This window comes from Plantactinospora sonchi (assembly GCF_036422035.1).
Taxonomy (GTDB): domain Bacteria; phylum Actinomycetota; class Actinomycetes; order Mycobacteriales; family Micromonosporaceae; genus Plantactinospora; species Plantactinospora sonchi.
Map to the genome: position 1 here is coordinate 62,013 of NZ_JAZGQK010000036.1, position 21,738 is coordinate 83,750.

The 21,738-nt window shown below is 72.0% G+C and carries 18 protein-coding genes and 1 pseudogene; 8 read left to right on the forward strand and 11 right to left on the reverse strand.

The genetic code is table 11. The features are described 5' to 3' along the window. Positions 1–121 precede the first annotated feature (121 nt). Positions 122–1,072 (forward strand): malate dehydrogenase, encoded by a 951-nt coding sequence (locus tag V1633_RS33065; RefSeq protein ID WP_331218253.1) that lies wholly within the window; start codon positions 122–124, stop codon positions 1,070–1,072. A 65-nt stretch (positions 1,073–1,137) separates the two neighbouring features. Here V1633_RS33065 and V1633_RS33070 read toward each other — a convergent pair whose 3' ends face one another. Both V1633_RS33070 and V1633_RS33075 read right to left on the reverse strand, forming a co-directional pair. Beyond that, the gene (locus V1633_RS33070; RefSeq protein ID WP_331218254.1) at positions 1,138–2,796 is read right to left on the reverse strand and encodes an alkaline phosphatase D family protein; all 1,659 of its coding nucleotides are present in this window, start codon (positions 2,794–2,796) and stop codon (positions 1,138–1,140) included. A gap of 62 nt (positions 2,797–2,858) precedes the next feature. Then, entirely contained in the window at positions 2,859–3,695 is an 837-nt protein-coding gene (locus V1633_RS33075; protein ID WP_331218255.1) for an MBL fold metallo-hydrolase, read from the reverse strand. An 81-nt stretch (positions 3,696–3,776) separates the two neighbouring features. Between V1633_RS33075 and V1633_RS33080 the strand changes: the two genes are divergently transcribed. Next, the gene (locus V1633_RS33080; RefSeq protein WP_331218256.1) at positions 3,777–4,994 is read left to right on the forward strand and encodes an NADP-dependent isocitrate dehydrogenase; all 1,218 of its coding nucleotides are present in this window, start codon (positions 3,777–3,779) and stop codon (positions 4,992–4,994) included. Between the two features lie 357 nt (positions 4,995–5,351). On the opposite strand, the gene V1633_RS33085 is transcribed toward V1633_RS33080, so the two are convergent. Further along, a complete protein-coding gene (locus V1633_RS33085) occupies positions 5,352–5,810 on the reverse strand; it encodes a VOC family protein (protein ID WP_331218257.1) in 459 nt (152 codons plus the stop codon). A 14-nt stretch (positions 5,811–5,824) separates the two neighbouring features. Then, the gene (locus tag V1633_RS33090) at positions 5,825–6,208 is read right to left on the reverse strand and encodes a winged helix-turn-helix transcriptional regulator (protein ID WP_331218258.1); all 384 of its coding nucleotides are present in this window, start codon (positions 6,206–6,208) and stop codon (positions 5,825–5,827) included. 92 nt (positions 6,209–6,300) lie between these two features. On the opposite strand from V1633_RS33090, the gene V1633_RS33095 reads away from it, so the two are divergent. Continuing rightward, on the forward strand, positions 6,301–6,969 hold the full coding sequence (locus tag V1633_RS33095) for an NAD(P)-dependent oxidoreductase (RefSeq protein WP_331218259.1): 669 nt from the start codon (positions 6,301–6,303) through the stop codon (positions 6,967–6,969). 59 nt (positions 6,970–7,028) lie between these two features. On the opposite strand, the gene V1633_RS33100 is transcribed toward V1633_RS33095, so the two are convergent. The 5 genes from V1633_RS33100 to cysC form a co-directional block, all read right to left on the reverse strand. Continuing rightward, on the reverse strand, positions 7,029–8,204 hold the full coding sequence (locus V1633_RS33100) for a serine hydrolase domain-containing protein (protein ID WP_331218260.1): 1,176 nt from the start codon (positions 8,202–8,204) through the stop codon (positions 7,029–7,031). A gap of 47 nt (positions 8,205–8,251) precedes the next feature. Then, a complete protein-coding gene (galT, locus tag V1633_RS33105; protein WP_331218261.1) occupies positions 8,252–9,331 on the reverse strand; it encodes a galactose-1-phosphate uridylyltransferase in 1,080 nt (359 codons plus the stop codon). Beyond that, positions 9,328–10,107, reverse strand: coding sequence for a DeoR/GlpR family DNA-binding transcription regulator (locus V1633_RS33110; protein WP_331218262.1), 780 nt, complete (start codon positions 10,105–10,107; stop codon positions 9,328–9,330). Before V1633_RS33110 ends, galT begins: the two co-directional genes overlap by 4 nt. Before the next feature lie 64 nt (positions 10,108–10,171). Continuing rightward, on the reverse strand, positions 10,172–12,199 hold the full coding sequence (locus tag V1633_RS33115) for a beta-galactosidase (protein ID WP_331218263.1): 2,028 nt from the start codon (positions 12,197–12,199) through the stop codon (positions 10,172–10,174). Between the two features lie 126 nt (positions 12,200–12,325). Further along, entirely contained in the window at positions 12,326–13,855 is a 1,530-nt protein-coding gene (gene cysC / locus V1633_RS33120; protein WP_331218264.1) for an adenylyl-sulfate kinase, read from the reverse strand. Between the two features lie 332 nt (positions 13,856–14,187). On the opposite strand from cysC, the pseudogene V1633_RS33125 reads away from it, so the two are divergent. The 4 genes and pseudogenes from V1633_RS33125 to V1633_RS33140 form a co-directional block, all read left to right on the forward strand. Next, a pseudogene (locus tag V1633_RS33125) lies at positions 14,188–15,081 on the forward strand (ABC transporter ATP-binding protein); the annotation flags it as partial. Positions 15,082–15,167: 86 nt separating this feature from the next. Further along, complete coding sequence (locus V1633_RS33130) at positions 15,168–16,028, forward strand: ABC transporter permease (RefSeq protein WP_331218265.1); 861 nt, start codon at positions 15,168–15,170, stop codon at positions 16,026–16,028. A gap of 2 nt (positions 16,029–16,030) precedes the next feature. Beyond that, positions 16,031–16,936, forward strand: a complete 906-nt coding sequence (locus V1633_RS33135) for an ABC transporter ATP-binding protein (protein ID WP_331218300.1) — start codon at positions 16,031–16,033, stop codon at positions 16,934–16,936. Between the two features lie 6 nt (positions 16,937–16,942). Next, a complete protein-coding gene (locus V1633_RS33140; RefSeq protein ID WP_331218266.1) occupies positions 16,943–17,653 on the forward strand; it encodes an ABC transporter permease in 711 nt (236 codons plus the stop codon). Between the two features lie 9 nt (positions 17,654–17,662). On the opposite strand, the gene V1633_RS33145 is transcribed toward V1633_RS33140, so the two are convergent. Beyond that, a complete protein-coding gene (locus V1633_RS33145; RefSeq protein ID WP_331218267.1) occupies positions 17,663–18,124 on the reverse strand; it encodes a GNAT family N-acetyltransferase in 462 nt (153 codons plus the stop codon). Positions 18,125–18,204: 80 nt separating this feature from the next. On the opposite strand from V1633_RS33145, the gene V1633_RS33150 reads away from it, so the two are divergent. Continuing rightward, positions 18,205–18,732, forward strand: a complete 528-nt coding sequence (locus V1633_RS33150; protein WP_331218268.1) for an AAA family ATPase — start codon at positions 18,205–18,207, stop codon at positions 18,730–18,732. A gap of 104 nt (positions 18,733–18,836) precedes the next feature. On the opposite strand, the gene ppc is transcribed toward V1633_RS33150, so the two are convergent. Continuing rightward, on the reverse strand, positions 18,837–21,623 hold the full coding sequence (gene ppc / locus V1633_RS33155; RefSeq protein ID WP_331218269.1) for a phosphoenolpyruvate carboxylase: 2,787 nt from the start codon (positions 21,621–21,623) through the stop codon (positions 18,837–18,839). Between the last annotated feature and the right edge of the window lie 115 nt (positions 21,624–21,738).

A 21,738-nucleotide genomic window follows, 5' to 3' on the forward strand; every position in this document is an offset into this window, starting at 1 on the left:
CGGTGCGAGGGTTGCCGAACGGGCGTAAACGCGAGGCGGAATCCGCCCCTGGCCGGAACCGGGCCGCCCTGGCTGATACCGTCCGGAAATAACCCGACCGGTATCAGAGAGTGGGACGACCATGGGCAAAAAGGTCACCGTCGTCGGCGCCGGCTTCTACGGCTCCACGACCGCGCAGCGCCTCGCGGAGTACGACGTCTTCGACACGGTCGTGATCACCGACATCGTCGAGGGCAAGCCCGAGGGCCTCGCGCTGGACCTCAACCAGTCCCGTCCGATCGAGGGCTTCGAGACCAGGGTCGTCGGCCAGACGACCGGCAAGGGCGGCGAGGGTTACGAGGTCATCGAGGGCTCCGACGTGGTGGTGATCACCGCGGGCCTGCCGCGCAAGCCGGGCATGAGCCGGATGGACCTGCTGGAGACCAACGCCAAGATCGTGCGTCAGGTCGCCGAGAACGTCGCCAAGTACGCCCCGAACGCCGTCGTCATCGTCGTCTCCAACCCGCTGGACGAGATGACCGCGCTGGCACAGCTCGCCACCCAGTTCCCGAAGAACCGGGTGCTCGGCCAGGCCGGCATGCTCGACACCGCCCGGTTCAGCAACTTCGTCGCCGAGGCGCTGTCGGTACCGGTCGCGTCGGTCAAGACGCTGACCCTCGGCTCGCACGGCGACACCATGGTGCCGGTGCCGTCCCGGAGCACCGTGAACGGCAAGTCGCTGCGCGAGGTGATGCCCGCCGAGCAGATCGAGGAGCTGGTCGTCCGGACCCGCAACGGCGGCGCCGAGGTGGTCGCGCTGCTGAAGACCGGTTCGGCGTACTACGCCCCGTCGGCCGCCGCCGCGCGGATGGCCCGGGCCGTGGCCACCGACTCCGGCGAGGTAATGCCGGTCTGCGCCTGGGTCGACGGCGAGTTCGGCATCTCCGGTGTGTACCTCGGCGTGGAGGCCGAGCTCGGCCGCGAGGGCGTACGCCGGATCGTGGAGACCCCGCTGGACGCCGACGAGATCGAGAGCCTGAAGGCCGCCGCCGAGGCGGTACGGGCGAAGCAGGGCGACGTCGCGAACATGTGACCCGCGCCGAGAGGTGTTGAGAGGGGCCCCTTCCTATGCAGAATGCGATAGGAAGGGGCCCTTCCTTACATCTGGTCGTTGTCGACGGCGTAGCTCGGGCCGGCGGCGACCCGGGACCGGGTGGCGGCGGTGACGGCGGGCGACTCCTGGCTGGCGACCGAGATGCCGGGTTCACCGGCGAGGACGACAAACTCGGCGGCGGTCCGGACCGTGGCGGTGGGCGCCCAGACCGTGTCGACCAGCCGGAGCGAGCTGAGCATCCGCTCGGGGGTCACGTCGCAGACGACGTACCCGCGCTGGTTGTCGATGTACTTCCAGTGCGGGCTCTCCGCCATGATCGGGTCGTACGTCCGGTGGAAGCCGGCGGTGTCCGGGTTGCCGCCGGAGGTGATCGACGTACCGGTGATCTCGGCGCCGACCACCGGGGAGGTCGGGTCGTCGAAGTCCGGCCGGAGGTCGCAGACCCAGGTGCAGTGCCGGTCCCCGGTGAGCACCACCGGGTTGTCGACCTGCCCGGAGCCGAAGAACTCCAGCAGCCGGCGCCGCTGCACCCGGTAGCCGTCCCAGTTGTCGAGGTCGTAGGTCCGCTCCGGGCCGGCCTGGCGGTCGTTGGAGGCCCACATCACCTGGTTGGCCAGCAGGTTCCACCGGCTGCCGGAGGAGCGCATCCCGTGCACCAGCCAGCGCTCCTGCTCGGGCCCGGTCATCGACAGTTCCGGGTTCATCGCGTCGGCCAGGGTCGCCGGCTGGTCGCTGCGGTACTGCCGGGTGTCCAGGACGTGCACGCTGGCCAGGTCGCCGAAGCGCAGCCGCCGGTAGAGCCGGATGTCCAGCCCGCGCGGCAGCGCCGAGCGGCGTAGCGGCATGTTCTCGTAGTACGCCTGGAAGGCCGCCTTCCGGCGGGCCCGGAACGCCTCCGGGGTCTGCTGGGCCGGGTCCTGCGGGATCTCGTCGGCCCAGTTGTTGTCCAGTTCGTGGTCGTCGAAGGTGACGATCCACGGGAACGCCGCGTGTGACGCCTGCAGGTCCGGGTCGGTCTTGTACTGGGCGTGCCGGTTGCGGTAGCCGACCAGCGAGTACGGCTCGTCGGTCCCCTCGTGCACCCGGTAGGCGGCGGTGTTCGGCCGGCCCTCGTAGATGTAGTCACCGAGGAAGGCGACGAACGCCAGGTCCTCGCCGGCCAGGTGTCGGTGCGCGGTGTACGCCCCGGCCTGGAAGTCCTGGCAGCTGGCGAAGGCGAAGCGGAGGTGCCGGCTCCGGGCGCGGTCGGCGGGGGCGGTGCGGGTCCGACCGACCGGGGAGATCTCCTGGCCGGCCCGGAACCGGTAGTAGTACTCCCGGTCCGGGGCCAGTCCGGAGACCTCGACGTGCACCGAGTGCCCGAGGTCGGGGTGGGCGGTCGCGGCGCCGCGGCGGCGGATCCGCCGGAAGCGGCTGTCCTCGGCGACCTCCCAGTGCACCCGCACCGGGCGGTTCGGCATACCGCCGCCGGCCAGCGGCTGTGGGGCGAGCCGGGTCCAGAGCACCACGCCGTCCGGGAGCGGGTCACCGGAGGCGACGCCGAGGGTGAAGAGGTTGGTCGGCAGCGGGCCGCCGGCGGTGGACGGGATGTGTGCGGCGGCACCGTCGGGGGTCAGCAGCATCGGTCCGACCACAAGGCCGGCGGTCGCGGCGCCGGCGGCCGAGACGAAACGTCGGCGGCTGAACGGGTACGGAGAAGTCATGCATTGACGATCATGGCTGGTGGGCGAACGGGACCACCCCCGACAATTGGCCTGAAGTGGTATTACAGCAGAACGAAGGGTGTACTCAGGTGCGGCGTGCCGAGGGTGACCGTCGGTCGCCCGGCCAGTCGGGCCAGCAGTGTCTCCCGGGAGCGCCGGGCGGTGGCCGGGTCCGCCTCGTGCGCGTACGCGAGCTCGGGGGCGAGCAGCTGGACGGTGTGCACCAGCAGGTCGCCGGTGATCAGCAGATCCTCGTCGGCGCTCTCCACCAGTACCGACTGGTGGCCGGGGGTGTGGCCCGGGGTGGCGAGCAGGCGTACCCCGGGGGTGAGTCGTTGGTCGCCGTCGACGGCGTGCAGTTGGCCGGTGGCGGCCAGCGGGTCGAGCAGGTGCCCGGCCAGCCCGTCCGGTCCCTGGCGGCGGATGCTCTCGATCTCGGTACGTTGCAGCAGGTAGCGCGCGTTGCGGAAGTACGGCGCCGGACCCGTCGACCCGTCCGGCCCGCGGGTGACCGCCCAACCGACGTGATCGGTGTGCTGGTGGGTGAGGACCACCGTGTCGACCTCGTCCGGGGAGATGCCGGCGGCGGCCAGTGACTCCGGCAGCCGGCCCGGCACCGGCGCCCAGCTGCGGGCCGGGGCGTCCGCCGGGCCGATCCCGGCGTCGACCAGGATCAGTCGCCCGGCACCGGGGCCGCCGTCGAGTCGGATCGCGAAGCAGCGGAACGGCAGCCGCCAGCGGCCGTCCGGGGTGACCGCTGCCGGGTCGCGTTCGTCGGCCCGCCGCCAGTGCTCGGCGTCGGCGTCGGGAAACGCCTCCTCACGGGGCTGGAAGAAGATCCCCTCGGCGTCCGGCAGGGCGATCACGGTGGCCGATCCGAGCGTCCGGCTGATCATCATGCCGGGCAGTGTAGGGGCACTCGGAGCGGGCCAGTACGCTCGTACTGCTAGAGCATGTGTCCCGGAGAGGAGCGCCGGCCGATGGCGAAGATCAAGGTTACGAACCCGGTGGTAGAACTCGACGGCGACGAGATGACCCGGATCATCTGGAAGCAGATCCGTGAGCAGTTGATCCTGCCGTACCTCGACGTCGACCTGCACTACTACGACCTGGGGATCCAGCACCGCGACGACACCGACGACCAGGTGACGATCGACGCGGCGAACGCGATCAAGCAGCACGGTGTGGGCGTGAAGTGCGCCACCATCACCCCGGACGAGGCCCGGGTCGAGGAGTTCGGCCTCAAGAAGATGTGGCGTTCGCCGAACGGCACCATCCGGAACATCCTCGGCGGCGTGGTCTTCCGCGAGCCGATCATCATGTCGAACGTGCCGCGGCTCGTACCGGGCTGGACCAAGCCGATCATCATCGGCCGGCACGCACACGGTGACCAGTACAAGGCCACCGACTTCGTGGTGCCGGGTCCGGGCACGGTGACCATCACCTACACCCCGGCCGACGGCAGCGCCCCGGTCGAGATGGAGATCGCCAACTTCCCCGGCGGCGGCGTCACGATGGGGATGTACAACTTCGACGACTCCATCCGGGACTTCGCCCGGGCCTCGTTCCGGTACGGACTGGACCGCGGCTACCCGGTCTACCTGTCGACGAAGAACACCATCCTCAAGGCGTACGACGGCCGGTTCAAGGACATCTTCGCGGAGATCTTCGAGACCGAGTTCAAGGCCGAGTTCGACGCCGCCGGGATCAGCTACGAGCACCGGCTGATCGACGACATGGTCGCCGCCGCGCTGAAGTGGGAGGGCGGTTTCGTCTGGGCCGCCAAGAACTACGACGGTGACGTGCAGTCCGACACCGTGGCGCAGGGCTTCGGCTCGCTGGGTCTGATGACCTCGGTGCTGATGACCCCGGACGGCCGGACGGTCGAGGCCGAGGCGGCGCACGGCACCGTGACCCGGCACTACCGGCAGTGGCAGAAGGGCGAGAAGACGTCGACCAACCCGATCGCGTCGATCTACGCCTGGACCCGGGGCCTGGCGCACCGGGGCAAGCTGGACAACACCCCGGCGGTCACCGAGTTCGCCAACACCCTGGAGCAGGTGGTCATCGACACCGTCGAGGGTGGCCAGATGACCAAGGACCTGGCGCTGCTCATCTCGCGGGACGCCCCGTGGCTGACCACCGACGAGTTCATGGCCACCCTGGACAGCAACCTGGCCCGGAGGCTCGCCGCCTGAGTTGATCGGTAAAAAAGGGGCCCTTTGTGTATGAAGGGCCCCTTTTTGTCGTCCCGTCGCCGTTACCGTCCCGCGACCTGGGTCGTTGGACAGGGTGGACGTGATGCCAGTCGCGTCCAGGAAGACCGGCCCGGTCGAGGCCGCCGCGAGAGGCCCGTACCGGTAGGAACGGTCTTCCCGGCTGTTGCGCACAGCCGGCCGTCCCTTCCCTGCGGGGGGCCCTGTCCCGGGCCCCCCGCGCCCTCATTTCCGGCCCCCGCGCCCTCATTTCCGGCCCCCGCGCCCTCATTTCCGGCCCGCCCGTGCGTCGGGGTGGTACCGGGTCCACCTACGCACCGGGGGCTGCCGGCCACCGGCTCATTCCGGCTCGACCGGGCTGAGCGTCACCCGGCCGTCCTCGGCGACCTGCCAACCCGGATTGAAGGCGACCTCCCAGAGCAGGTCGTTCGGGTCTGCGAAGTAGCCGTGGTAACCGCCGAAGGCGGCACGGCGCCCGGACTTGACGATCGTCGCGCCCGCCTCGGCCGCCCGGCCCAGCACCCGGTCGACTTCCTCGACGCTCGCCACGTTGTGCGACAGGGTGAACCCGCCCGGTGCGGTCGCCACCGCCGAACCCGAGCCGAGGTCGTTGGCCAGGTCGGCGGCGAACGCGTCCGCCTCGAAGAGTCCGAGCATCACCCCGGGCGCCACCTGGAAGAAGAGGATCTCGTCCGGTACGTCGAGCGTCGGCGTCCAGCCCAGGCCGTCGACGTAGAAGTGCCGGGCCCGGTCGAGGTCGCGGGTGGCGGCGGTCATGAAATGTACGCGTTGCTCCATGACCGACCATTTTGTCAGTTTGCGTCGTACGCCTGCCGGGCTCGCAGCAACTCGGCCAGATGGCTCCGACTCCAGGTACGGGCCGCGTCGATCAGGGTCAGCAGGCTCCGGCCCAGCGGCGTCAACTCGTACTCCACCCGGGGTGGGTGCTCGGGGTAGGCGGTCCGCACCACCAAACCGTCCCGTTCCATCGCCCGCAGCGTCTGGGTCAGGACCTTCGGCGTGATGCCCCGCAGCGGTCCCCGGATCTCGGTGAACCGCCGCCGGCCGTGCTCCAGGCAGAGCACCACCATCCCGGTCCACTTGTCGCCGATCTGGAACGGCAGGGCGCTCGACGGGCACATCGGGTCGAACATCTCGGGATCCAGCGCCGGAGTCACGCTCGGAGGCGGAGTCACGGTCGGAGGCTATCCCGGTACCTTTGAAGTAACCAGTATCTCGCGGATACCGTCCCCGACGAGCCGACAACCGGCCGGAGGGGAGCGTCACCATGAGCAGGATCGTCGTTTTCGGAGCCGGTGGCAGGGCGGGACGGGCGGTCACCGCCGAGGCCCGGGAACGCGGGTACCGGGTCACCGCCGTCGTCCGGGACACCGACCGGCACGCCGACCTGGTCAGCCCCGGTGTCGTCCTCCGGTCGGGCGACGTCCGCGACGCGGAGACGGTGTACGACAACGCGGACGGCCACGACGCGGTCGTCTGTGCCGTCACACCCGCCTCCGGACCTGAGGAGTTCGCCAACCTCGACCGGTTCGACCAGGCGTACTTCGTGGACGTCGTGGACGCCCTGCTCACCGGCATGACCCGGGCCGGCGTACCCCGGCTGGTGTTCGTCGGCCTCTTCGCCAACCTGCTCGACGGGCGGGGACGCCCGGTGTACGACAACCCGGACGTGTTCCCGCCCGAGCTGCGGCCGTACGCCCTCGCGCACACCGCCGGGCTGGACCGGCTGCGGGCGGCCCGTACCGGGGTCGACTGGCTGGTACTCACCCCACCCGCGCTGCTCGACCCGACCGGTCCCCGGACCGGTCGGTACCGGTTCGGTGGCGAGACGGCCGCCGGACCGGCCACCCTCTCCTACGCCGACCTCGCGGTCGCCGTGCTCGACGAGATCGGGTCACCGACCCGGCACCGTACCCGCGTCTCGGTGCACGACTGACCGGTGAGGCCGTCGCCGGCGGCGACCCGACCGGCCCGGTTCGAGTTGGCCTGTGGAGGTCACACCAGCTTCCGGACCTCGTCCCAGCCGCCGTTGAAGAGGAAGTTGTCGGTCTGGGTCAGGGCGATCGCGATCAGATCCCGGCCCGGATCGGTGAACCACCCGGTGCCGTAGCCGCCGGTCCAGCCGTACGGGGCCGGCGTCGTCCCCTCCGACGTGACCTCGACCGCCAGGCCGTAGCCCCAGCCGTGGCCGTCGAGCACCGGACCAGCCATGGCGATCTGCTCCGGGGTCAGGTGATTGGCGGTCATCCGGGCGACCGACTCCTCGGAGAGCAGCCGTACGCCCCGGTGGACACCCCGGTCGCGGAGCAGCCGGGCGAAGGCCAGGTAGTCCACGGCGGTGGAGACCAGCCCGGACGCGCCGGCCGGGAACGTCGGCGGGACCGTCCAGCGCTGTGGGCCGGAGATCGTCCGCGCCACCAGTTCACCGGTCTCCGGGTCGGCCGCGTAGTGCCCCGCCAGCCGGTCGTACTGGGCCAGCGGCACGGAGAAGTCGGTGTCGACCATGCCGAGCGGGGCGAAGAGCCGCTGCCGGAGGAGGTCCGGCAGCGGCTGCCCGGCGGCACGGGAGACCAGGACGCCGAGCACCTGCGCGGCGGTGTCGTACTGCCACCGGTCGCCGGGCTGGTGCATGAGCGGTAGCGTCCCGAACCTGCGGAGCCACTCGTCCGGTGGCAGGGTGACCGCCGGGTCGGGCGGCCCGATCGCCAGACCCCGCTCGTCGGCGGCGGTGACCACCGGGTACGGCGGCTGGAACTCGGGCTCGAAGATCATCCCGTGTCCGATCCGGAACGTCAGCACGTCCTCGACCGTCGTCGGGCGGTCCGCCTCGACGGTGTCATCGAGCGGACCGTCGAGCCGGCGCAGCACCCGGCGGCCGGCCAACTCCGGCAGCAGCCGGTCGATCGGCTCGGCCAGGTCGAGCCGGCCCTCCTCGACCAGCGTCATCGCGGCCACGGCGACCACCGGTTTGGTCATCGAGGTGACCCGGAAGAGGGTGTCGGGCCGCATCGGCGCCGTGCCGTCCACGGTCAGCGTCCCGATCGGGTCGACCCGCACCTCGTCGCCCCGGGCGACCAGCAGCACCAGGCCGGGCAGCTCACCTCGGGCCACCCGGAGCGCCATCGCGTCGGGCAGTCGGTCCGGTCCGGCGGAGGCGGTGGGTCGGCTCATGCGCCGCAATCTACGGCCGGCCTACGACAGGACCGGTCCGCCCGGGCTCAGCCGGCGTCCCGGAGCATCGCCGCCGCCCGCTCCGGCGGCACGTCGTTGATGAACACCCCCATCGCGGACTCCGAACCGGCCAGGTACTTCAGCTTGTCCGCCGCCCGGCGGATGCTGAACAGCTGCAGGTGCAGGTGGCTCAGCTCCGGCTCGGCGTGCACCGGCGCCTGGTGCCAGGCCGAGACGTACGGCATCGGCCGGTCGAAGAGCCGGTCGAGACGGCGCAACACGTCCAGGTAGAGCGGGCCGAAGGCGTCCCGTTCGGCGTCGTCCAGCGCCGGGATGTCCGGCACCGCCCGGTGCGGCGCCACGTGCACCTCGAACGGCCAGCGGGCGGCCGCCGGCACGTACGCCGTCCAGTGCTCGTTCCCGGCGACCACCCGGTCCCCGGCGGCCCGCTCGGCGGCCAGTACGTCGGCGTAGAGGTTGCGGCCGCCGGTGCGCTCCGCGTGCCGGCGCGCGGCGGCCAGCATCAACCGGGCCCGGGGCGGCAGGAACGGGTACGCGTAGATCTGGCCGTGCGGGTGGTGCAGGGTGACCCCGATCTCCACCCCCCGGTTCTCGAAGCAGAACACCTGCTCCACGCCGGGCAACCCGGACAACGCGGCGGTACGGTCGGCGAGCGCGTCCAGCACGGTCCGGACCCGGGACGGCGGCAGGGTGCCGAACGAGGCGTGGTGGTCGGCGGTGAAGCAGACCACCTCGCACCGCCCGGTCCCCGGTCGGATCGCGGTGTACGGGGTCAGCTGTCCGGGCGGGTCGCCGGGTCGGTCGCTGAACGACGGGAACCGGTTCTCGAAGACCACCACGTCGTAGTCGTGAGCGGGGATCTCGCTGGAGCGCTCGGGAGTCGACGGACAGAGTGGACACTGGTCGCTCGGCGGCAGGAAGATCCGGCCCTGCCGGTGCGCCGCGACCGCCACCCACTCGTCGACCAGCGGGTCGTAGCGCAGTTGGGAGGCGGGCGGCGGCAGCGGCAGGTCCCGCCGGTCCGGCCCCTCCCGGACCGCGTCGTCCCGCTCGTCGAAGTAGATCAGCTCGCGCCCGTCGGCGAGCTTCACCGAGTTCCGTTTCATTCCCCTACCTCAGCCAGCACAAGTTCGGTCACGTGGTCGCGCAGTGTCTGCCGGGCCTCCTCGGCCAGCCGGTCGTCGGAGACCACGGTGTGCGCCCCGGCCAGCGGGGCGATCGAGGAGATCCCGACGGTGCCCCACTTGGTGTGGTCGGCGAGCACGACCAGCCGCTCCGCCGCGTCGACCAGGGCCCGGTCGGTCTCCGCCTCCAGCAGGTTCGGCGTGCTGAATCCGGCCCGTTCGGTCATCCCGTGCACCCCGAGGAAGACCAGGTCCAGGTGCAGCGACCGGATCGCGGCGACCGCCACCGGACCGACCAGCGCGTCCGACGGGGTCCGTACGCCGCCGGTGAGGACCACCGTCTGGTCCGGCCGGCCGGACCGGTGCAGGATCTCGGCGACCGGGATCGAGTTCGTCACCACGGTCAGCCCGGCGATCCCGGCGAGCCGGTGGGCGAGTTCGGCGGTGGTCGTACCGGCGGAGAGCGCGACCGCCATCCCGGGGGTGACCAGCCGGGCGGCCCGGCCGGCGATGGCGGTCTTCTCCGCCCGCTGCCGGGCCGACTTGGCCGCGAAGCCCGGTTCGTCGGTCGCGCCGGGCGGGGCGCTGGTCGCCCCGCCGTGCACCTTGGCCAGCAGACCCCGCTCGGCCAGCACGTCCAGGTCGCGGCGGATCGTCATGTCGGAGACCCCGAACTCGGTGGCGAGTTCGCTCACCCGGACCCCGCCGGTGGCCCGGACCCGCTGCAGGATCGCCTCCTGGCGCTGCTGGGCCAGCATCAAGCCGCCTCCCCGGTGGTCGTCGGCGCGGGCCGCCGGTGGTCGTCCGTGTGCCGTCCGGCCGTCACGCCGGTCCTTCGGCGAGCACCACGACACCACCGGCCCCGACCGGGGTCGGTCCGGCGTGCCGGAGGCCGGTGAGCAGGTCGACCCCGCCCGCGTCGACCTCCGCCGGCCGGTCGCCGTGGTTGAACAGGAAGAGGTACGACCGTCCGTCGGCGTGTCGACGGCGTACCGCCTCCAGGTCCGGTGACCCGGGCACCGGCGGCCGGACACCGGCCTCGCCGGCGATCCCGGCGAGCAGTCGGCCCAGGGTGCGGTCGTCGGGGCGGGTGCTCAGGTACCAGGCCGGTCCGCCGGCGGTGTCGCGCCGGGTCACCGCCGGCGCGCCGGGGACCGGGCCGTCGGCGTACCGGGCCAGCACCTCGGCGTCCGGCGCGGCCAGCAGCTCGGTCCAGACGCCGGCGGTGGGGCCGTCGTCGAGCAGGTCCGTGTCGAGGCGGACCGTACCGCCGGCCGGGAGCGGGAAGAACTCCTCGACCCGGATGCCGAGCAGGTCGGCGAAGGCGCCCGGCAGCGGGGCCGGCCGGACCTGGTCGAACTCGTCCACCAGCCCGCTGTACGGGCCGACGACCAGGGTGCCGCCGCTCGCGACGTACCGGGTCAGGTTGGCCACCGCGGTGTCGTGCACCGCGTACAGCGCCGGGGCGACCACCAGCCGGTAGCGGCCCAGGTCGGCGTCGGGCGGGGCGAGGTCGGCGGTGATCCCGGCCCGCCACAGCGCGCTGTGCCAGCGACGGATCTCGTCGAAGCCGACCATGTCCACGCTCGGCTGGTTCGGTGCCTCCTGAGCCCAGACGCTGCCGTAGTCGAGCAGCACCGCGACCTCGGCCTCGGTCCGGGCGTCCTCGATACCGGCCAGCGCCCGCAGGTGCCCGCCGAGGGTCACCACCTCGCGCCAGATCTTCGAGTCGGTGCCGGCGTGCGGCAGCATCGCCGAGTGCCACTTCTCCGAGCCGGCCCGGCTGGCCCGCCACTGGAAGTAGAGCGCACCCTCGGAGCCCCGGGCGACGTGCGCCAGCGCGTCCCGGACCAGCTGGCCGGGGGGTTTGGCCAGGTTGCGCGGCTGCCAGTTGACCGCACTGGTGGAGTGCTCCATCAGCAGCCACGGCCCGCCGGCCAGCGACCGGCTCAGGTCGGCGGCGAAGGCGATCTGGGCCGCCGGTTCGAGCGGATGTTCGCCGAGCAGGTAGTGGTCGTTGGAGAGCAGCCGGTCCGGGCCGGTCATCTCCCGCCCCCAGGCCCAGTAGTCCAGGTCGACGCAGCTGCCGGTCATCAGGTTGGTGGTCACCGGTACGCCGGGGGAGAGCCGGTGCAGGAGATCCCGCTCGGCGACGAAGTTGGCCAGGTGCTCGTCCGAGCTGAACCGCTTGAAGTCCAGCACCTGCCCCGGGTTGGACGAGGTCGGGGTGGCCCGGGGCGGCTGCACCTGGGCCCAGTCGGTGTACGTCTGCGACCAGAACGCCGTGCCCCAGGCCGTGTTGAGCCCGTCCAGGTCGGCGTAGCGGTCCCGGAGCCAGCTCCGGAAGGCGTCGGCGGAGGTGTCGCACCAGCAGTGCGGATTGTGGCAGGCGTACTCGTTGTGCACGTGCCAGACGGCCAGCGCCGGATGGTCGGCGTACCGCCGGGCGAGCTGCTCGGTCAGGGCCAGGGCGGCCCGCCGGTACGTCGGCGAACTCGGGCAGATCGCCTGCCGGCTGCCGTACGTCAACCGGCGCCCGTCCGCGTCGACCGGCAGCGTCTCCGGGTGGGCGTACGAGAACCAGGGCGGCGGGGAGGCGGTGGCGGTGGCGAGGCAGACCCGGATCCCGCCCTCGTGCAGCCCGTCCATGATCCGGTCCAGCCGGTCGAAGGTGTACCGGCCCGGTGCCGGTTCCAACCAGGCCCAGCCGAAGACCGCGACGGTGACCAGGTTGACGCCGGCCTCGCGCATCAGTGCGACGTCCTGCGGCCAGACCTCCTCGGGCCACTGCTCCGGGTTGTAGTCGCCGCCGTAGCTGAGGCCGGACACCCTCGGCACCAGACGTCCCACCCTGACACCCTCCTCAACGAAATCAAACAGATCTGCACACTATCGCTCAGTCGAGGGTGTAAGGAAGGGCCCCTTCCTAACGCTTCCGGTAGAGGAAGGGGCCCCTGTCAACAGGTGTGCACGTGGTCAGGCCGGGCGCAGCCGGGGCTCCACCCAACCGGTCTCGGTCAGGTGCGCCAGCACGCCCCGGACACACTCCTCGACCGTCACGTCGCTGGTGTCCAGCACCAGATCGGCGTCGGTCGGCTCCTGGTACGGGTCGTCGATGCCGGTCATCCCGGTGAGCTGGCCCGCCCGAGCCCGCGCGTACAGGCCCTTGCGGTCCCGCCGCTCGCAGACCGCCAGCGGGGTGGCGACATGGATCAGCAGGAAACCCGCCCCGGCGGCCCGGGCCATCTCCCGGGCGGTCGCCCGGGCCCGGGCGTACGGCGCGATCGGGCAGCAGATCGCCAGCCCCCGATGCCGGGCCACCTCGGCGGCGACCCAGCCGATCCGCCGGATGTTCAGGTCCCGGTCGGCGTGGCTGAAGCCGAGACCGGCGGAGAGCTCCCGGCGGACCACGTCGCCGTCGAGCAGGGTGACCGTCCGGTCCCCGCTCTCCCGCAACGCGTCCGCCAACCCCCGGGCGATGGTCGACTTGCCGGAGCCGGACAGACCGGTGAAGAAGAGCACCAGGCCCCGGTGCCGGCGCGGTGGCCGGGCCCGGCTCAACTCCTTCGCCACCGTCGGCGGGGTGTGCCACTCCGGCAGCGGGAAACCCCGGTCGAGCAGGTCGTCGATCTCCTCCTGGGCCAACGCCAGCCGCCGGTTCCGGGGCGGGATGTCGTCCTGCCAGCGCCACTGGCCGTCCCGGTTGTCGTACGCCAGCTCGCGCGGGACCAGCATCCGCAGCCCGCCGCCGGTGAGCATCTCGGTGGTGGAGAGCACGTGGGTCACCCCGTAGGCGCGGGCCACCCGGGCCCGCAGCAGGGCGTCCCAGATCTCGTTGCCACGTCGGGCCATCGGCACCGCGACGATGGTGGCCGGCGGCATCCGGTCCCGGGCGCCGAAGACGCTGCGGACCAGCACCTCCGGGGGGAACCCGTCCAGGCTGTTCTCCGCCACCGGGATGAGGATCAGCAGGTGCGCGGCGAGGGTACGGACCGCGTGGGCGATCTGCGCCAGCTGGGGGCGGTGCAGCGGCCGGTCGGCGATGATGCCGAGCACCCGGCCCGGGGGCAGCAGCTCCCGGACCTCGGCCGGGCCCCGGCGCAGCCGCTGGAACGGGCCGTGCCCGCCGTCGCCGATCCGGCGTACCGGGCCGCCGACGCCGTACCACGGTTGCCGGGTCGGCCAGATGTCGGTCACCTCGAGCAGCGCGGTCGGCGCCCCCTCGGGATCGGTGAGGATCAGGCCGCGTTCCATCGGGTTGTTCAGGTCGATCCCGCGGGTCACCTCCGCCGGGACCTGCAGCGTCACCGGAACCGACCAGGGGGTGGCGTCGGCGAGTCGTCCGCGCCGGGCCACCGAGGCCAGGTCGGCGCGGCCCATGAAGCCGGCGAGCGGGGCGTACGCTCCGGAGAGCAGTAGCTCCAGATCGGCCAGCTCATACGGGCGGGGCGTGTACGCCGGAGCGTCACGCAGCAACTCATCGGGCAGCACCCACCCGTTGCTCATCGCACCCCCAACTACTGGCCGGCACACAGTTTCTCAGCCGGTCGTCGATCGGTCGAGACCGGCCACTCCCGATTGGACGTCCCCCGGCAGCCGGGGCGTCGTTGATCGGCAACTATGAGAGGTTACCCAACGGTGTGGAGTTCGGCCGCGCCGAATGACACCGAAAGCGTCCGCACCAGATGGAGACGCTACCCGCGGGACCCGGTGGGTGTCGGGGGAAGCCGCGTCAGGGGCGGAGCCGCCCCTGACACCGTCCTAGGGGTCGGCGGCTCGGGGGATTCCCAGGGTCGGCCCGGACCCCGCGACGACCTCCCGGCACCTACGCTGACGGCGTGACACTGATCGCGACCCAGTCGCTGACCAAGACGTACGGCAACGGGGTGACCGCCCTGGCCGACCTGACCGTCGGCATCGAGCCGGGCATTGTCGGGTTGGTCGGGGCCAACGGAGCGGGCAAGTCGACGTTCATCAAGATCATGCTCGGGCTGCTGGATCCGACCGCCGGCCAAGTCCAGGTCCTCGGCCTCGACCCGACCGTCGACGGGCACCAGGTCCGGTCCCGGGTCGGCTACATGCCCGAGCACGACTGCCTGCCGCCCGACCTGTCGGCCGCCGAGTTCGTCACCCACATGGCACGGATGAGCGGGCTGCCGAAGACGGCCGCCCGGGAGCGCGCCTCCGAGACCCTGCGTCACGTCGGTCTCTACGAGGAGCGCTACCGCCAGGTCGGCGGCTACTCGACCGGTATGAAGCAGCGGGTCAAGCTCGCCCAGGCCCTGGTGCACGACCCGGACCTGCTGCTGCTCGACGAGCCGACGAACGGGCTCGACCCGGCCGGCCGGGACGCCATGCTCGGACTGATCGACCGGATCGGCAGCGAGTTCGGCATCTCCGTACTGGTCTGTTCACACCTGCTCGGCGAGGTCGAGCGGATCTGCGACGCGCTGGTCGCGATCGACGGCGGCCGGCTGCTGCGCTCCGCCCAGCTCTCCGACATGACCACCGCGACCGAGGTGCTCTCGGTCGAGGTCAGCGAGGGCACCGACGAACTCGCCGCCCGGCTGACCGAGGCCGGCCTGCCGGTACGCCGGGAGGGCCGGCTGCTGCTCGTGCCGTTGGCGGACGAGACGACGTACGACCAGATCCTGACCGCGGTGGCCGAGCTGGACCTGCCGTTGCACCGGCTCGACCAGCGCCGGCACCGGGTCGCCGAACTCTTCGCCACCGGGCCGTCGGCGACACCGCCGACCACACCGCCCGGCACGACACCGGACGAGCTGGCCGGCGCCGGCACCAGCGGGGGAGGTGCGCTGTGAACCAGCCGACCGGAGTGATCCACGACATCGGCTACCAGCGCTACACCGGGGCACGCCTCGGCCGGCGGCACCTGGTCAGCACGCTCTACCTGCACGGGCTGCGAGCCGCCTTCGGACTCGGCCGCAGCGCCAAGGCGAAGATCTTCCCGTGGATGATCGTCGGCGTGGTCGGGGCGGTCGCCGCGGTGCTGACCGCCGTCCGCGCCCAGACCGGCCAGCCGGCGCTGAGCTACGCCGAGTTCCCGGAGACGCTCAGCATTCTGATCATCTTCTTCTGTGCCATCGTCGCACCGGAACTCGCCTCCCGTGACCTGCACAGCGGGGTGCTGCCGCTCTACTTCGCCCGGCCGCTGCGCCGGGGCGACTACGCGATGGCCCGGCTGGCGGCCCTGGTCACGGCGACGTTCCTGCTGCTGGCCGGCCCGCTGACGGTGATGTTCGCCGGAGCCGCGTTCGGCGCCGAGCGGATCGGCGCGGTCTGGGGCGAGTTCGGCGACTACCTGGCCGCACTCGGCTACGTCGCGGTGCACGCGGTGGTCTTCTCGGTGCTGTCCCTGCTGGTCGCCGCGCTGCTGCGGCGGCGGGCGGTCGCGGCCGGGGCGATCGTCGGTGCCTTTCTGCTCACCACCCCGGTGTACGGGGTCCTGATGGTGCTGCCGTACGAGCGGGCCACGCAGCTCGCCGGCCTGGCCAGCCCGGTCACCCTGGTCGGCGGGATCGGCGACTGGGCGTTCGAGTCCGGTGGCGAGTTCGGAGTCGGCGGCTACGGCCCGCTGTACGCCATCGCCGCGCTCGCCTTCGTCGCCCTCGGGATCCTGCTGCTGCTCGCCCGCTACCGGAAGGTCGCCGCAAAGTGACAATGGTGGAACTCACCGGGGTCTCCCGGTGGTACGGCAACGTGGTCGCGGTCAACGACGTCACGATGGGTCTCGGTGCCGGGGTGACCGGGCTGCTCGGGCCGAACGGCGCCGGCAAGACCACCCTGCTGCACATGATGGCCGGGTTCCTCGCCCCGTCCCGGGGCACCGTCACCCTGGGCGGCGCGCCCACCTGGCGCAACCCCGACGTGTACCGGAAGCTCGGCCTGGTGACCGAACGCGAGGCGGCGTACGACTTCCTCTCCGCGTACGAGTTCGCGCTGGCCAGTGCCCGGCTGCACCGGCTGCCCGAGCCGGAGGCGGCGGCCCGGCGGGCGATCGAACTGGTCGAACTGACCGGGGCGCAGGACCGCCGGATCGGCACCTACTCCAAGGGGATGCGGCAGCGGGCGCGGGTCGCCGCGGCGCTGGTCCACGACCCGGAGGTGCTGCTGCTCGACGAGCCGTTCAACGGGATGGACCCGCGGCAGCGGATGCACATGATGGAACTGCTGCACTCGCTCGGCGACGCCGGCCGGACCATCCTGTTCAGCTCGCACATCCTGGAGGAGGTCGAGCAGGTCTCCGGCACGGTGCAGGTGATCGTCTCCGGCCGGCTCGCCGCCTCCGGCGACTTCCGTACCATCCGGCGACTGATGACCAACCGACCGCACGTCTTCGCGGTCCGCTCCACCGACGACCGGCGGCTGGCGGTCGCGTTGATGGCGGAGCCGTCGGTGAACGGGGTCGAGATCGACCGCGAGGGCCTGACGGTACGGGCCGGCGACTACGGCAGCTTCACCCGGATGCTGCCGAAGATCGCCCTGGCCTCGGGGATCCGGGTACGCCGGCTGCTCCCCTCGGACGAGTCCCTGGAGAGCGTGTTCTCCTACCTGGTGGAGGCCTGACCAGTCATGTCGACCGTTTCCTGGATCACCGCGCGTGGGCTCTTCGGCCGGCGCCGGTTCCTGCTGCTCTTTCCGTTGCCACTGCTGTTGGTCGGACTGGCGGTGTTGGTCCGCTGGGCCGGGGTCGCTCCCGGCGAGTGGGTTCCGCCGATCGTCTTCGGCCTCGGCGTCGCGGTGATGCTGCCGGTGACCGCGTTGATCGTCGGCACCGGAGTGCTCGGCTCGGAGATCGACGACGGGACCCTGCTGCACATCCTCACCAAACCGCTGCCCCGCTGGCAGATCATCCTGCCGAAGCTCGCGGTCGCCGCCGGAGTGACCGCGCTGGCCACGGCCATTCCGCTGTACGTCGTCGGGGTGCTCGCCAGCTCCGTACGCTTCGGGTTGGGGCTGGCCGCCGCGAGCGCGTTCGGCGCGCTGGTCTACTCGGCGATCTTCCTGCTGCTCAGCCTGGTCACCCGCCGGCCGGTGCTGCTCGGCCTGGTCTACGTGCTGATCTGGGAGGGCCTGCTGACCAACGTGATCAGCGGGACCCGGGTCCTCTCGGTCCAGCAGTACGTGCTGAGCCTGACCGACCGGATCGCGCCGACGGCGCTGCTGGAGAGCACGGTGTCCGTGCCGGTGGCAGTGGTGATGGGCCTGATCTTCACGGTCGGCTGCACCGGGTGGGCGATCGACCGGCTCCGTTCGTTCAGCGCCGCCGGTGAGACGAGCTGACCGGGGTGCTCAACGGGCTTCCGGGACCCAGTCCAGCCAGGTGGGCGCGTCCCGGAAGCCCCGGCGCAGGTAGAACGGCACCGCCCGGTCGCTGGAGTGCACCGTGACGTGCTCCAGTTCCCGGTTCCGGGCCTCGGCGAGCACGGCGTCGAGCAGTGCCTGCCCCACCCCGGCGTTGCGCAGTTCGGGCACCACGTAGACCGACTGGACGTCGCCGGTACGCCGGTCCGGACGTCGTGGGCTCGGCACCCGGTCGGCGAGCATCAGCCAGGCCATCCCGACCAGCCGGCCGTCCACCTCGGCCAGGAACGCCAGGTGGGTGCCGAGGTGGTCGAGTGTCCACGAGGTGAAGTGGTCCAGGAACGCGACGCGTTCGAGATCCTGGTGTCCGCGTTCCTCGCTGTGCTGCCAGCGCAGCCGGGCGAGGGCCGGCGAGTCCTCCGCGACCGCCCTCCGGACCGTCACCCGCATCCGTCGCCTCCCCGGTCGCCCGACGTCTCTGATCATGGCTGGCCGCTCCCTGGCAGGTTACCCGCACATAGGCTGGACCGGTGCGGGCGATTCTGATCTCGGGTGTGCCGGGGGCCGGGAAGACGACGGTGGCCCGCCTGCTGGCCGCGAGGTTCGCCCGCTCCGCCCACGTCGAGGGTGACGTGGTCGGGCACCATTTCATCGTCAACGGCCTGGTGCCGCCGCAGGGCCCGCCGGTCGACGAGGCCGAGGCGCAACTGCTGCTCCGGCGGCGCAACATCTGCCTGCTCGCGGACTCGTTCGCCGACGCCGGCTTCCTGCCGGTGATCGACGACGTGGTGGTCGCCGGTTCGGTGCTCGACACCTACCTGCGGCTGCTCCGGACCCGGCCCTTCGCCCTGGTGCAGCTGGTACCCGACCTGGAGGTGGTGGCCCGCAGGGACGCCGGCCGGGACAAGCAGGTCTTCGCGCTCTGGCAGCACCTGGACGCCGAACTGCGGACGTTGATGCCCCGGGTCGGGCTCTGGCTGGACAGCACCGACCTGTCGGCGGCCGAGACCGTCGACCGGATCCAGGCGTCACTCGACGAGGCGGTCATCGCCGGCTGAGCCGTCGACGGTGACGCCGGCGTCGGCCCAGCCGGTCGCGTCCGGTCCGGAACACCCCGGCCTCGCGGCGTCGGCCCAGCCGGTGTCGCGTGTCCCCGCCGTGCTCAGCCGGTGTTGCGCATCCCGGCGGCGATGCCGTTGACGGTGGTCAGCAGGGCCCGCTCCAACGCCGTACCGTCGCCGGGGGCGCGTCGTCCGCCCGGGGCGGTGGCGATGGCCCGACCGGCCGCACCCGAGTCGCGGTACTGCCGCAGCAGCGCCACCTGCAGGTGGTGCAGCGGCTCCAGGTAGGTGTCCCGGACCGCGAGGGTGCGCTGCAGCACCGGCGAGTTCTCCAGCAGCGCGGGCGAGTTGGTGATCGCCAGCACCTCACGCTTGGTCAGTTCGTACTCGGCCTCGATCGTGTGGAAGATCGGGTGCAGCTTCTTCGGGACCAGGGTCTCGACGTACCGCCGGGCGATGTTCAGGTCGGTCTTGGAGAGCATCATCTCCACGTTCGACAGGAACGTGCCGAAGAAGTGCCAGGCCCGGTGCATCTCGCAGAGAACGTCACCGAGTCCCGCCTCCCGGGCGGCGGCCAGACCCGAGCCGACACCGAACCAGCCCGGCACGATCTGCCGGGTCTGCGTCCAGCCGAAGACCCACGGGATCGCCCGCAGCCCGGACAGCCCGGCGCCGGTGTTCGGCCGCTTCGCCGGCCGGGAACCGATGTTCAACGCGCCGAGCAGCTCGGTGGGGGTGGAGGCCCAGAAGTACGCCGGCAGGTCCGGGTTCTCGACCAGCGACCGGTACGACCGGTACGCCGCGTCGGAGACCACGTCCATGGTCGAGTTCCACCGCTGGAGCGCCTCGGCCGGCTGGCGCGGCTCGGTGTGCAGCAGCGTGCTCTGCAGCACGGCGGCCAGGGTCAACTCCAGGTTCTCCCGGGCCAGCGACGGCAGGGTGTACTTGTCGGAGATGACCTCGCCCTGCTCGGTCACCTTGATCTCGCCGTCCAGGGTGCCGTACGGCTGGGCGAGGATCGCCTCGTGGGTCGGCCCGCCGCCCCGGCCGACGGTGCCGCCACGGCCGTGGAAGAGCCGCAGCCGTACGTTGTGCCGGGCGGCCACGTCCCGCAGCGCGCGCTGGGCGCGGTGGATCGACCACTGGGAGGTGGTGATCCCGGCCTCCTTGTTGGAGTCGGAGTAGCCGAGCATCACCTCCTGCACGTCACCCCGGGCCGCCACGATCGCCCGGTACGCCGGCAGGGAGAGCATCTCGTCGAGCAGGTCGCCGCCGGCGTCGAGTTCGGCCGGGGTCTCCAGCAGCGGGACGAAGCCGATCCGGGCCCGGCCGGTGTGCACGTCGACCAGACCGGCCTCCCGGGCCAGCACCACGGCGGCGAGTACGTCGTCCACGCCGAGCGTCATCGAGATGATGTACGACTCGATCACCTCGACGCCGAACCGTTCCTGGATCTCCCGCACGGTGCCGAAGACGTCGAACGTCTTGCGGGTCGGCTCGGTCAACGGAGTGTCCATCGTCGACAGTGGCCGACGGCCGGCCAGCTCCTCGGCGAGCAGCTTGGTGCGGTCGGGGCGGCTCAGTGACGCGTAGTCGGCGACCTCGCCGACCTGGGCGTAGAACTGGGCCAGCACCGCGTGGTGCGCCTCGGCGTGCTCCCGGATGTCCATCGTGGCGAGATGCGGCCCGAACGCGGCGACGGTACGGATCACCGAGGCGAGCCGGCCGACGGCGGTGAGCTGCCCCGAGTTGCGGGCCAGCGAGGCGCGCATCAGCTCCAGGTCGCTGAGCAGGTCGGCGGTGCCCCGGTAGTCCCGACCCGGCACGTGCGGGGTGCCCTGGTTGAGCCGGCGTCGGGTGTTGGCCAGTTTCGCCTTGACGCACCGGGCCTTGAGCCGGTACGGCTCCTCGGCGTTGACCCGACGGAACCGGGCCGCCACCTCGGGCAGCGCGTCGAGGTCCTTGGCGAGGCTGGCGGAGAGGTCGAGTGAGACCCCGCGCAGTCGCCGGGAGACCGACACCTCGTTGATCACGGACTCCATCGCCGCCTCGGTCGCCTGGATGCCGTGCTCGTACTGGATCAGCAGCACGTCCCGGGTGACCTGCGGGGTGACGAAGGGGTTGCCGTCCCGGTCGCCGCCGATCCAGGTGCCGAAGGTCAGCGGCCGGGCGGTCGGGGCGGTCTCCACTCCCAGGCCGCGGAGCGTGTCGGCGAGATCGTCGAGGACCTGCGGAGCGGCCTCGGCGTACAGGTCGCGCAGGTAGTAGATGGCGTTGCGGGCCTCGTCGGTCGGGTCGGGCCGGTCCAGTCGCAGCTCGTCGGTCTGCCAGAGCAGGTCGAGCAGTTCGGCGAGGCGTCGGCTGGCCGGGGCCTCGTCGGTGGCGCCGTACAGGACGGCCGCCGATGCCTCCGCGTCGAGCTGGTCGGCGACGGCGCGCAGCTTGGACAGGATGGACCGCCGGGCCGCCTCGGTGGGGTGGGCGGTGAAGACCGGTCGGACGGCGAGTCGGCGGGCGGCGGCGGCGACCTCCTCCGGCGGCACCCCGCGCTCCCGGATCAGCCGGGCCGCCTGGTCCAGCCAGCCGCCGTGCGCGGCCCGCTGCCGGCGCAGGTCCCGGGACCGGTGCACCTGCTCGGTGATGTTGGCGAGGTGGAAGTAGGTGGAGAAGGCCCGGGCCAGCTTGGTGCCGGTGGTCACGTCCATCGCGGAGAGCCGCTGGGCAGCGGCCTCGGCGTCGTGCCGGACCAGGGCGCGGATCTCCTCGACCAGGTCGAGCAGCGGTGGCCCTTCCTGACGCGCGAGGGTCTGGCCGAGCAGCCGGCCGAGGCGGCGGATGTCGGCCCGGAGGGCGGCGTCGGGGCCGTCGTGATCATGCTGGTCGGTCACCGTGCGCTCCTTGATCGAGTACGGAGGACAGCGTTGTCCGACACCGTGGATCGTATCCGTGGACCGGTCTGTGGCGCGAACGCCGGTCACGTCGGCACAGCCGCCCGGCCCACGT

Excerpts from the sequence above, each read along its gene's own strand:
- V1633_RS33065 (WP_331218253.1), top strand. The coding sequence starts at position 122 with ATGGGCAAAAAGGTCACCGTCGTCGGCGCCGGCTTCTACGGCTCCACG.
- V1633_RS33070 (WP_331218254.1), bottom strand. The coding sequence starts at position 2,796 with ATGACTTCTCCGTACCCGTTCAGCCGCCGACGTTTCGTCTCGGCCGCC.
- V1633_RS33075 (WP_331218255.1), bottom strand. The coding sequence starts at position 3,695 with ATGATGATCAGCCGGACGCTCGGATCGGCCACCGTGATCGCCCTGCCG.
- V1633_RS33080 (WP_331218256.1), top strand. The coding sequence starts at position 3,777 with ATGGCGAAGATCAAGGTTACGAACCCGGTGGTAGAACTCGACGGCGAC.
- V1633_RS33085 (WP_331218257.1), bottom strand. The coding sequence starts at position 5,810 with ATGGAGCAACGCGTACATTTCATGACCGCCGCCACCCGCGACCTCGAC.
- V1633_RS33095 (WP_331218259.1), top strand. The coding sequence starts at position 6,301 with ATGAGCAGGATCGTCGTTTTCGGAGCCGGTGGCAGGGCGGGACGGGCG.
- V1633_RS33100 (WP_331218260.1), bottom strand. The coding sequence starts at position 8,204 with ATGAGCCGACCCACCGCCTCCGCCGGACCGGACCGACTGCCCGACGCG.
- galT (WP_331218261.1), bottom strand. The coding sequence starts at position 9,331 with ATGAAACGGAACTCGGTGAAGCTCGCCGACGGGCGCGAGCTGATCTAC.
- V1633_RS33110 (WP_331218262.1), bottom strand. The coding sequence starts at position 10,107 with ATGCTGGCCCAGCAGCGCCAGGAGGCGATCCTGCAGCGGGTCCGGGCC.
- cysC (WP_331218264.1), bottom strand. The coding sequence starts at position 13,855 with ATGAGCAACGGGTGGGTGCTGCCCGATGAGTTGCTGCGTGACGCTCCG.
- V1633_RS33135 (WP_331218300.1), top strand. The coding sequence starts at position 16,031 with ATGGTGGAACTCACCGGGGTCTCCCGGTGGTACGGCAACGTGGTCGCG.
- V1633_RS33140 (WP_331218266.1), top strand. The coding sequence starts at position 16,943 with ATGTCGACCGTTTCCTGGATCACCGCGCGTGGGCTCTTCGGCCGGCGC.
- V1633_RS33145 (WP_331218267.1), bottom strand. The coding sequence starts at position 18,124 with ATGCGGGTGACGGTCCGGAGGGCGGTCGCGGAGGACTCGCCGGCCCTC.